The sequence below is a fragment of the Dietzia sp. B44 genome (assembly GCF_014145245.1).
GTDB lineage: Bacteria > Actinomycetota > Actinomycetes > Mycobacteriales > Mycobacteriaceae > Dietzia > Dietzia natronolimnaea.
This window is the reverse complement of sequence record NZ_JAALEF010000017.1, coordinates 1-10,049: the sequence shown is the minus strand read 5'-3', so window position 1 is coordinate 10,049 and position 10,049 is coordinate 1. Positions and strand designations below refer to the sequence as shown.

The window sequence follows — 10,049 nt, the reverse complement described above, 5'->3', positions numbered from 1 at the left end:
AGATCCCCGTGAACTACCGGGGCTAGCGGAGCACGCGGGCGAAAGTGGCGAACTAAGGACGGCTTGCCTTGTTGGCGAGTGGCACAGTTGTGGTCAGCGCGGCGGGCTTGGCTTAGCAAGATTCGCCCTGGGTTTCGTGGAGACCGTGTTCAGTTGAATTTCCACCAGGGTCTTGTCGCCCTGGATCTGATCGTAGAACGTCTCCTCGAACTCCGCGGGTGGAACGTCGCCGAGGTAGCCGTGAAGGCGGGCGGTGTTGTGCCAATGGACACAACCGAGGGTTGCGAGCTCGACGTTCTCAACCGTTTTCCATGGGCCGCGGTGGGCAGGACCGCGGAGTAGCCATGCGCTTCTCTATAGCCGTGGTGGTGGAGAACGAGGTCACCTACCTCACGCTGCCCGTGCCCGCCGACGGGGTAGTGATCTGGGGCAAGGGATTCGACGTGGCGCGACTCGGGCGCTGGGCAGTGTTACAGGACGCGGAAGTGCACTACTGGGATGATCTCGATACACACGGCTTCGCGATCTTGCATCGACTCCGGGCCCACCTTCCGCAGACCCGGTCCTTCCTGATGGACGCGGAGACCCTGCACGCCCATCGCGACCGGTGGGGGCGGGAGAACGCCCCGACCAGCGCAGCACTCGGCCGGCTCTCAGCGAAGGAGGCCGCCGTCTATGACGACCTCGTCTCCGATCGCTTCGGCGACCAGGTCCGACTGGAGCAGGAGCGAATCAACTGGGCCTGGACGCTAGACCAGCTGCCCTACGACGGGCCCGGATGAGGAACACTGGTATTGGGATGCTGGTTATACTCGTATATCGACGGAAGAGGGGTCATGACGGCTAAACAACTCAACACGAAGCTGGACGACCAGACCATCGCCCGTCTGGACCATCTGGCGCGCGTCACCGGCAGGTCCAAGTCGTTCTATGCGAGCGAGTTCATCCGCAGCGGGCTCGACGAGATGGAGGACTGGTACCTGGCCCAACACCGTCTGGAGGAGTTCCGGCAGTCAGACGACTCCGCCATCCCATTGGGCCAGGTGGACTGGACCTGAAGTGGCGTATCTGGTCGAGGTCACGCCGCACGTCCAGAAGGTCATCACCAAGCTCGGTCGTCAGGACAAGACTGCGCAGCAGAGAATCAGGGCATTCCTCGAGGAGCGAATACATGGGTGCGAAGACCCCAGGTACCTCGGTAAGGCACTTCGTGGCGACCAACACCTCTGGCGGTACCGCGTGGGCGACTACCGGATCATCTGCTCGATCGAGGATCAACGGGTAACAGTCCTCGTCGTTGATGTTGCGCATCGGCGTGAGGTCTACCGATAAAGATCGACTGCCCGTGACCGTCCGGGGGCAGAGCTGAGACACTGGACTCGGCCCGGATCACGGGTCACTTGCTCTCGCGCGGTCATTCCTCATTCTCGGGTCGAGCGCGCGACCGTCTGAAGGATTCACGTGTCCTCTCTTGTGCCGTACTCGGACCGCCCGTGAACACCGTCAGCTGGCGTGAGAGCGGTGTAGACCGCACCGTCGGCTGGCGCTCCGAGAACGCCGCACCTGCGCCGACTGGAATCGTCGTTATCACCGACGACATCTCCGCAGACAAGGCTCTCCGAATCGCCCAGAGAGGCTCGAGCCTGCTGTGGCGAGGGGACTTCCAAAACGCCCGGCAGCTCATGCGTGCTCTCGACCGTCGCCTCGAGAAGCGGGCGTCCCGGTCACCGCAATCCACCGACCCCGGGGAAGTCTTTCTCGCCAACCGGAAGGCCCGTGCCCACCGTGCTTCGATACTGGGCAAGATCCTGATCCCCCTGCAGCCTGATTACTCGATCTGCCTGCGCCGAGCGCCCGACGCCCGCGAGGCCTGCACACACGCCTACGGGCAGCCGGTCGACAAGCCCACCGACGAGTCGAGCGATTCCGTCGTAACGGAGACTCTCGTGTCGCTGCCCGAATTACTCGGGGTGATCAGCGCCTACGAGTGGCACCGCAAGGGCATCGAGGTTGCGGCCCTGGGGGCTCGGATCCATCCCGCCCATGGCGTCTTCGCCCCCACCCGCGACGAGTACATCGACCTGGTCGCCGACGCCCCCTGGCCGCAGGGCGTCGACCACCCCGTCGTGTGGGACATCGGCACCGGGACCGGGGTGCTCGCGGCGGTCCTGGCCCGGCGCGGCGCCCGGGAAGTGGTGGCGACCGACATCAGTCCCCGCGCCGTGCAGTGCGCCCAGGACAACGTGGATCGGCTGGGGTTGGCGGACCGCATCGCGGTGATCCAGGCCGATTTGTGGCCCTATGACGACGACGACGACGAGGCGAGCGACTGCGGGCGGGCCGACGTGGTGGTGTGCAATCCACCATGGATTCCCGGTCGCCCGACCTCGGCGCTGGAGCAGGGGATCTACGACCCGGACTCCGACGTGCTGCACCGCTTCCTCAGCGGGCTCGCCGATCACCTCACGCCGCAGGGCGAAGGATGGCTGATCCTGTCCGACCTCGCCGAACACCTTGGACTGCGCACCCGTGATGACCTGCTCGGCCGTATCGACGCGGCCGGGCTGACCGTGGTCGGGACAAGCGAGACCACGCCACGCCATTCCCGCGCCGCAGACAGTGCTGATCCGCTGCACGCGGCTCGCTCGAAGGAGCGCACCATCCTGTGGCGGGTGGGGGCGAGGCGGAGCACCTAGCGCAGGCGGGGCACCTGTTCGAGGAGGAGCACCTGGTCGAGCCGGCGCACCTAGCGGGGCCGGCGCCCGCCGAAGGCCCAGACGAGGGCATGCACCGCGAGCAACGGGGCGATGAGCACCACCGCGCCCCAGCCCGTGGTGGCGACGGGCATCCAGTCGTCCCAGGATGCGCGCATGGCGCCGAGAAAGTCCCCTCGCTCGGACTCGGCAGGCTCAGGCGAGTCGTGCCCGGCGTCGGCGTCCCGGGAGTCGGCGAAGAGCCCTGCCACGTCCGCACCGTCCGCCGTGACGTGGAAGGCGGAGGGCCGAGGGGACTGCGAAGCGGAGTGCATGCCCGGGATTCGACGCCGGGGTCGTGGCGGATTGGGTGCGGTGCCGGGCGGCAGGGGAAGACCTCGTCGTCGTCGCACTATCCGCGCCACCACCGCATTTCCGGCACGTAGGCTGGGCGACGCCCCGCACCCCACCCGAGGCCGAGGATGCAATGCCATGGACAGCGTGACGGACAGGTCGGTTCCCTCCGCTTCCGGAGGAAGCCCGACCGACGACGACCGCGCACCGCGGCTCCCGCCCGGGCCCCCGCTGCCCAGGTCGATCCAGGGCGCGGGCTTCGGCATCGCCCGGCGCAGAGTGCTCCAGCGCCTGCAGGCGAGATACGGCGACGCCGTCACCGTGCACCTGCCCATCTACGGGCGCGCGGTGATCATCTCCGACCCCGCGCTGGCCAGAGAGCTGTTCACCGCCCCGCAGCAGTCGCTGACCAACGTCGACCCCAATCTTGGTCGGGTCCTGGGGGAGCAGTCGATGTTCGCGCTCGAGGGCACCGACCACCGACGGCGCCGCAAGCTGCTCACCCCGCCTCTGCACGGCAGGCGCATCACGGGCTACGAGGCGGTCGTGGAGGAGGAGACCCGGCGCGAACTCGACTCGTGGGTCGTCGGCAGGCCGTTCGCCTCCATGCCGTCGATGACCCGCATCACGCTGGACATCATCATCCGGACGGTGTTCGGCGCCCGGGACGACGAGCTCGTCACGCTGCGCCGCGTGATCCCGCCCATGGTGGAGGCCGGCTCGGCGGTGGTCATCACCCCGGAACTGCCGGTACGCGTGGGCGCGGTGGGCGTGGGGTCGGTGGGCCCGCGCGGTCGGTTCGCCCGCTACAAGAAGGTCTACGACGACGCGATCACCGCACTCATCGCCCGCGGCCGCCGCGACGACCGACTCGACGAGCGCGACGACATCCTGGCGATGATGCTGCAGAGCACCTACGACGACGGATCGGCCATGACGGACGAGGAGATCCGCGACGAGCTCACCGCACTGCTCGTTGCGGGACACGAGACCACGGCGACGACGCTCGCCTGGGCCCTGGAGCGGCTCAGCCGGAACCCCGCGGTGCTGGACGAGCTGGTCGCCGAAGTCGACGCCGGGGGGACCGGCTACAGGCACGCAACGATCCTGGAGGTGCAGCGCAGCCGGCCGGTCATCGACCTCGCCGGACGCAACGTGCAGGCGCCGCACCTCGACCTGGGCCCGTGGCGCATCCCGCGCGGGTACAACGTGATGGTCGCGATCTCGCTGCTGCACGACGACAGCGTGCACTTCGCCGAGCCCGAGCGCTTCGACCCGACCCGCTTCCTCGACACCACACCACCGCCGGCCTGGCTGCCGTTCGGCGGCGGGACCCGGCGATGCATCGGCGCGGCGTTCGCGACGATGGAGATGGACGTCGTGTTGCGCACCCTGCTGAGCATGTACGAGATCGTCCCGACGACCGAGCGGGACGAGAAGTGGCACTCCCGCGGCGTCGCGTTCGCGCCTCACCGAGGAGGGAGGGTCACCGTCCGGCGTCGGTGACCCGGTGGCATCGTTGGCGGTCATCGCGTCGGATTCACGCACGTGACGGACGCCGGGTGAGCGATGATGGGAGCGGCGATCCGACCACGGATGACCACCAGTGACGACGAGGTGTACACATGGCCACGAACACTTCACCAGGTGCGACAATTCGCGCCGCGGACGGACATCAAAGCCCCGGCGAACCCACCCTCACCGGGCTGGCCTTCCAGGACAGCGGGTTCGACGGCCAGTTCCTCCGCGTACTGGACACCATCGCGTCGGGCGGAGCCGACATCGGCGAGGCCTTCATCACCGCTCGCAGAATCCCCGACGGGGACAGAGACGCCTGGAACCTCGAGTGGAACGCGCTCGGCGAACGGATTCTCGGGGAAGCGGAGAAGAGTCTCGCCTCCGGTCACCGGGTGAGCGCGCGTGAGGGGTTCCTCCGTGCGGCAACGTACTTCCGTATCTCCGGGGTCTTCATGTACGCGCCTCCGATGGATCCACGGTTCGTCGCGGCGAACGCTCGTCAACGGGATGCCTTCCGCCGGGCGATCGAGCTGATGGATCATCCCTTCGAGCAGGTCGCGATCCCGTACGAGTGGACCGAACTCGACGGCTACGTCGCGACCCCGCCCGGCCCGGGACCGTTCCCCACGGTGATCCTGGTCGGCGGATACGACGGCACGATGGAGGAGACGTACGTCGCCGGCGGTGTCGCGGCGTTGCGGCGCGGCTACGCCGTCCTCATGATGGACGGCCCGGGCCAGGGCGCGGCACTGGTCGAACGCGACCTGCACTTCCGACACGACTGGGAGGTGGTCGTCACCGCTCAGGTCGACTGGCTGGTCGCCCGCCCCGAGGTCGACGCCTCCCGGATAGCCGCACTGGGCCGCAGCTGGGGCGGCCACCTCGCGCCCCGCGCCGCCACAGCAGAGCACCGCCTCGCCGCCGTGATCGCCGACGCCCCGCAGTACGCCCCGGGAGCCAACGCCTCTCTGCTCCTCCCGGCGGAATACCGCGGCGACCTGGACACCGGGGACGTCGACGAGCAGCTCAACGAGGTGGTCCGCGCCGGGATGGCGCAGTCACCGGGGCTGAACTTCTCCGTGGGGAGAGGGATGCTCACGCACGGATGCGCGACCCCGGTCGACTACATGCGCGAACTGAGGTCGTTCACACTAAACGGCCTCGCGGACCGCATCGACTGTCCCGTGCTGCTGACCATCGGCCAGAACGACCCGCGCATCGTCGACGCGCAGAGTCTCTTCGACGCCCTCACAGCGCCCAAGACGATGATCGAGTTCACCAACGCCGAAGGTGCCGGTGAACACGACGAAGCGGGGGCGGCAGCGCTGTTCAGCCAGCGCGCGTTCGACTGGCTCGACACGGTGCTCGGCCGGTAGGGCCGCCGGTCTAAATCACCGATCCCGTACCTCGAAGTGGCGATCGCCGCAGCAAACAGGGTTGCCGGCTACGCCCCTGCGTCTGAGACGGGGTTCCTCGCCTCGCCTCGCCTCTGGTGCAGGGCGCGGTCTGTAGTCCGAGAGTTGGCAACGCCTGATCGGTCTACCCAACGTGATCTCACACGGCTCACTTGCATCCTTCGTTCTGGGGCCTTCAGTTCCCACGGGCGGCCGGTAACCTGTAGCTATGACGAGCACCGCCCCGACTCCCGAATCGCTCGCAATGCGCGAGCTGATCGAGGCGCGTGATGACGAGTTCCGTGCGCTCCTGGCGAAGTACGCGGCTACTAGACCAAGGCTGTTCGGTTCGGTCGCGCGTGGCACCGCGCAGGCGGGAAGCGACATCGACATCCTGGTGGAAATGGACCCGTCTGACGGCAATCTCTTGATGCGCGCCTCCGGTCTGTTAGAGGAAGTCCGTGCGCTATTCGGCCGCGACGATATCGACGTCTTCCCGTCGCAACTACTTAAGCGAGCGATCTCAGAGTCGGCGCTCCGGGACAGCGTCGCGTTATGAGTCGCGAGTCCGATCAGCGGATCGACGACATCCTGCGGGCCATCAATCGATGCCAGCGGTACGTACGCAGACTGGACAACCATGACATCGACCTCGTCCTCATGGCCGAGGATGCAATCGAACGGAACTTGCAGATCATCGGTGAGGCTGCGAACCATCTCTCGGCCGGGATCACAGATGCACACCCAGAGATCGCCTGGCCGCAGATCCGAGGGTTCCGCAACATCCTCGTTCACCAGTATTTCGGTGTTGAGGCTGACATTGTGCGAGACGTCGTGAAGACACACCTACCGCCTCTTGCCGAAGCGCTGAGTCAACACCAGCGTGGTCCTGAATCGAACTCCACGGTGTGACGGAACGCCTCTCGCGGGGTGCTGCCCGCACCGACCGCCCAGACAGTTGTGTCCGGCCGCCCTCCTAGACTGGCTGCACGACCCCTGCCGACCGCTGACCCGAGGAGACCGTGTGGACTACGCGGCGATCGACGCGCTGCGCGAACGACATCCCGCGTGGCGGATGCTCCGCGCCACCCACGCGCCGCTGCTGCTGTCGTTTCTCGGCCGGTTCTTCGTGGAGGAGGGACACGGTGCCAGCCCGGAGGGGGAGATCATCGACGCCCTCGACGACGAGCTCTACAAGCTCAATGCGGAGAATCCCGAGAACCCGCGGTTCAAGCGGGACGCAGCCGACTATCTGGCCGAATGGGCGTCCACCGACTCAGGATTTCTCCGTCGCTTCTATCCGCTCGGTACCGATGAGATCCACTACGACGCGACACCCGCGTTGGAAAAGGCCTACTCGTGGGTCCAGAGCCTGCACGCGCGGCCCTTCGTCGGCACCGAGTCGCGACTGCAGACCGCGATCGAACTACTCCGCCAGATCGCCCAGGGCACCGAGGTCGACCCCGCGATACGGCTCGCCGAGTTGCAGCGGCGCAAGCAGGAGATCCAGCGGGAGATCGAGCAGATCGAGGCCGACCCTGAAGCCGGACTGCTCGACATGACCGCCGTGCGCGACCGCTACCAGCAGTTCTCCTCCACCGCTCGCGAGCTCCTCGCCGACTTCCGCGAGGTCGAGGAGAACTTCCGCGCACTGGACCGCTCGGCTCGCGAACGCATAGCCACATGGGAGGGCAGCAAGGGGGACCTGCTGGAGGAGCTGGTCAGCGGGCGTAGTCGCATCGACTCCTCCGATCAGGGGCGCAGTTTTCAGGCGTTCTACGACATGCTCCTGTCCTCATCCGGCCAGGAGGAACTCTCCGCCCTGCTCGAGCGGCTCACCGCGATCGACGAACTGAAGGCGGACCGCAGCATCCGCACCGTCCACCACGGGTGGGCCGAGGCCGCCGAGCGCACCCAGCTGACCGTCCGTCAGATCTCCGAGCAGCTCCGCCGGTTCACCGACGACCAGATCTGGCTGGAGAACCGCCGCGTCCTCGACCTGGTCCGCGAGATCGAGGGGACCGCGTTGGCGCTGCGACAAGGCACACCCCCGGACTTCGGTCTCGAGTTGGAGCAGGCCGGCGTGGAGGTGTCGCTGCCCACCGAACGACCGCTGCACAGTGTGCGGCCCGCGTCCGAGGTGGACAGTCTCCTGCCACCGTCCGAGCAGGAGCATGTCGACACCTCCGTGTTGGCCGAGCAGGTGATCGTGGACCCCGCCCGCCTCGCCGCCAGGTTGCGCAACCTCGTCCCCGAACGCGGTACGGCATTGCTCGAGGACGTCGTCACCATGTACCCCGTCGAGCACGGCGCCGCGGAACTCGTGGGCTACCTCGCCCTGGACACCGACGACATCGAGGTGACCACCGACCAGCAGGAGGAGACGGTGATCGAGTACGAGGAGGCCGGCCGGTCGATGCGGGCCCGGATGCCGCGCGTCGTGGTGAGGCGCCGGTGAGCCCGGAGGAGAGGGCGGTCGCGACCAGCGCCATCCGCCTCATGCAGGGCGTCGTCTATCAGGAGTCGGACGCGTGGGAGGACCTCCTCCGCCACCGTGGCGCCGTCCGCGACCACTTCGCCGTGATCGGACTCGACGTGGTGATCGACGACGACGAGGGCTACGCCTACCTGCGCACCACCGAGCCGGAGGACGGTGACGAACCGCTCCCGCGGGTGATCAGACGCCGCGCGCTCACCTACGCCGACAGTCTCCTGTTGGTGCTGCTGCGCAAACGGATGGTGGAGTTCGAATCCGCCGGCGACCAGGGCCAACTGGTGCTCACCCAGGACGAGATCATCGAGATGATCCAGCTCTTCCTCGCCCGCAGCACCGACGAGGCCCGAGTACTCAAGCAGGTCGACACGTCCATCAACCGCCTGGTCTCCATGGGATTCCTGCGCCAGCTCAAGGGCCGGCGGGACACCTGGGAGGTGCGCCGGATCCTCAAGGCCTACGTGGACGGTCAGACCCTGTCCGACTTCTCCGCCAAACTGGCCGAGTACGCCGACGGGGGTGCGGGCGATGAGTGAGGGCCTGTTCTCCTCCGTCGACCTCGCACCGCAGGGGCGTCCCGGTTTCCGGCTGGTCCGGCTCGAAGTGCTCAACTGGGGGACCTTCGACAAGCGCGTCTGGCAACTGGAATCGGATGGGGAGACCCTGCTGCTCACCGGCGACATCGGCAGCGGCAAATCCACGCTGGTCGACGCGGTGAGCACCCTCATGCTCCCCTCACACCGGATCGACTACAACAAGGCGGCCGGCGCCGCACGCAAGGAACGCACTCTGCGCTCCTACGTGGAAGGCCACCACAGGACCGAGCGCAACGAGTCCACCGGCAGTGTCCGACCGGTGGGGCTGCGGGACCGACGGTCGTATTCGGTGATCCTCGGCGTCTTTGCCAACGAGGGATACGACGACGAGGTGACCCTCGCCCAGGTCTTCCAGCAGCAGGACGCCACAGGACAACCCTGGCGACGCTTTGTGACCGTGGACCGGGCGATGTCGATCGAGTCTCACTTCACTGACTTCGGCTCTGATCTGGGCGACCTGCTCAAGCGGCTCCGCCGAGACGGTGCCACGGTGGAGAAGGACTTCCCGCCCTACGGTCGTGCCATGCGGCGCCTGCTGGGCATCCGGTCCGAACAGGCCATGGAATTGTTCCACCAGACCGTCTCGATGAAGGCCGTGGGCGATCTCAACGAGTTCGTCCGCACGCACATGCTCGAACCCGCGGATGCCTCCGAGCGGATCGAGGGGATCATCCGGCACTTCGAGGACCTCACCCGGTCCTACGATGCCGTCCAACGGGCCCGCGCCCAACTCGAGGCACTGGAACCACTGGTCGCCTCGATCAGCCGGTACGAGAGCGCGGTCGAGCGCCTGGACCGTCTCCACGAGGAACGCGTGGCGATCCGCCCCTACTTCGCCGAACTACGGATCGAGCTGCGCCAGGCGGAGATCGAGCGGGTCCGCGCCGAGGTCACCACCATCGCCGCCCAGCTGGAGCAGGTGCGCACCGAGTTGCAGGCCCTCGGGGCGGAGCGCGACCAGCTCCTCGCGGCCCGGGCCGAGGCGGGCGGTAGCCGCATC

The 10,049-nt window shown here is 67.3% G+C and carries 12 protein-coding genes and 1 pseudogene; 11 read left to right on the top strand and 2 right to left on the bottom strand.

The genetic code is table 11. The annotated features are described in order from the left end of the window. Positions 1–153 precede the first annotated feature (153 nt). Positions 154–348: pseudogene (locus G6017_RS16580) on the bottom strand (IS3 family transposase); the annotation flags it as partial. Between G6017_RS16580 and G6017_RS00850 the strand changes: the two are divergent. The 4 genes from G6017_RS00850 (at position 312) to G6017_RS00835 (ending at position 2,696) form a co-directional block, all read left to right on the top strand. Next, positions 312–782 (top strand): Wadjet anti-phage system protein JetD domain-containing protein, encoded by a 471-nt coding sequence (locus G6017_RS00850; protein WP_375544345.1) that lies wholly within the window; start codon positions 312–314, stop codon positions 780–782. The pseudogene G6017_RS16580 and the gene G6017_RS00850 overlap by 37 nt on opposite strands. A gap of 54 nt (positions 783–836) precedes the next feature. After that, positions 837–1,058 carry a type II toxin-antitoxin system RelB family antitoxin gene (gene relB, locus G6017_RS16575; protein WP_182609776.1) on the top strand — a complete coding sequence of 74 codons (222 nt, stop codon included), beginning with the start codon at positions 837–839 and terminating at the stop codon, positions 1,056–1,058. Position 1,059: 1 nt separating this feature from the next. Next, positions 1,060–1,332: a type II toxin-antitoxin system RelE family toxin gene (locus tag G6017_RS00840; protein WP_182609775.1), complete on the top strand. Its 273-nt coding sequence runs from the start codon at positions 1,060–1,062 to the stop codon at positions 1,330–1,332. 161 nt (positions 1,333–1,493) lie between these two features. Continuing rightward, complete coding sequence (locus G6017_RS00835) at positions 1,494–2,696, top strand: methyltransferase (protein ID WP_182609774.1); 1,203 nt, start codon at positions 1,494–1,496, stop codon at positions 2,694–2,696. A 50-nt stretch (positions 2,697–2,746) separates the two neighbouring features. Here G6017_RS00835 and G6017_RS00830 read toward each other — a convergent pair whose 3' ends face one another. Further along, a complete protein-coding gene (locus tag G6017_RS00830; RefSeq protein WP_182609773.1) occupies positions 2,747–3,028 on the bottom strand; it encodes a hypothetical protein in 282 nt (93 codons plus the stop codon). Positions 3,029–3,185: 157 nt separating this feature from the next. On the opposite strand from G6017_RS00830, the gene G6017_RS00825 reads away from it, so the two are divergent. The 7 genes from G6017_RS00825 to G6017_RS00795 form a co-directional block, all read left to right on the top strand. Then, entirely contained in the window at positions 3,186–4,553 is a 1,368-nt protein-coding gene (locus G6017_RS00825; protein WP_182609772.1) for a cytochrome P450, read from the top strand. A gap of 119 nt (positions 4,554–4,672) precedes the next feature. Beyond that, a complete protein-coding gene (locus G6017_RS00820) occupies positions 4,673–5,941 on the top strand; it encodes an alpha/beta hydrolase family protein (protein WP_182609771.1) in 1,269 nt (422 codons plus the stop codon). Positions 5,942–6,188: 247 nt separating this feature from the next. Further along, the gene (locus G6017_RS00815) at positions 6,189–6,518 is read left to right on the top strand and encodes a nucleotidyltransferase family protein (protein ID WP_179525747.1); all 330 of its coding nucleotides are present in this window, start codon (positions 6,189–6,191) and stop codon (positions 6,516–6,518) included. Continuing rightward, complete coding sequence (locus G6017_RS00810) at positions 6,515–6,871, top strand: HepT-like ribonuclease domain-containing protein (RefSeq protein WP_179525746.1); 357 nt, start codon at positions 6,515–6,517, stop codon at positions 6,869–6,871. The genes G6017_RS00815 and G6017_RS00810 overlap by 4 nt, the downstream gene beginning before the upstream one ends. Before the next feature lie 112 nt (positions 6,872–6,983). After that, entirely contained in the window at positions 6,984–8,417 is a 1,434-nt protein-coding gene (locus G6017_RS00805) for a DUF3375 domain-containing protein (protein WP_179525745.1), read from the top strand. Then, positions 8,414–8,989: a DUF4194 domain-containing protein gene (locus G6017_RS00800; protein WP_347237918.1), complete on the top strand. Its 576-nt coding sequence runs from the start codon at positions 8,414–8,416 to the stop codon at positions 8,987–8,989. The genes G6017_RS00805 and G6017_RS00800 overlap by 4 nt, the downstream gene beginning before the upstream one ends. Then, positions 8,982–10,049, top strand: a 1,068-nt coding sequence (locus G6017_RS00795) for an ATP-binding protein (RefSeq protein WP_182615444.1), incomplete at its 3' end; no start/stop codon positions are given. The genes G6017_RS00800 and G6017_RS00795, both read left to right, overlap by 8 nt.

Excerpts from the sequence above, each read along its gene's own strand:
- G6017_RS00850 (WP_375544345.1), top strand. The coding sequence starts at position 312 with ATGGGCCGCGGTGGGCAGGACCGCGGAGTAGCCATGCGCTTCTCTATA.
- relB (WP_182609776.1), top strand. The coding sequence starts at position 837 with ATGACGGCTAAACAACTCAACACGAAGCTGGACGACCAGACCATCGCC.
- G6017_RS00830 (WP_182609773.1), bottom strand. The coding sequence starts at position 3,028 with ATGCACTCCGCTTCGCAGTCCCCTCGGCCCTCCGCCTTCCACGTCACG.
- G6017_RS00825 (WP_182609772.1), top strand. The coding sequence starts at position 3,186 with ATGGACAGCGTGACGGACAGGTCGGTTCCCTCCGCTTCCGGAGGAAGC.
- G6017_RS00820 (WP_182609771.1), top strand. The coding sequence starts at position 4,673 with ATGGCCACGAACACTTCACCAGGTGCGACAATTCGCGCCGCGGACGGA.
- G6017_RS00815 (WP_179525747.1), top strand. The coding sequence starts at position 6,189 with ATGACGAGCACCGCCCCGACTCCCGAATCGCTCGCAATGCGCGAGCTG.
- G6017_RS00810 (WP_179525746.1), top strand. The coding sequence starts at position 6,515 with ATGAGTCGCGAGTCCGATCAGCGGATCGACGACATCCTGCGGGCCATC.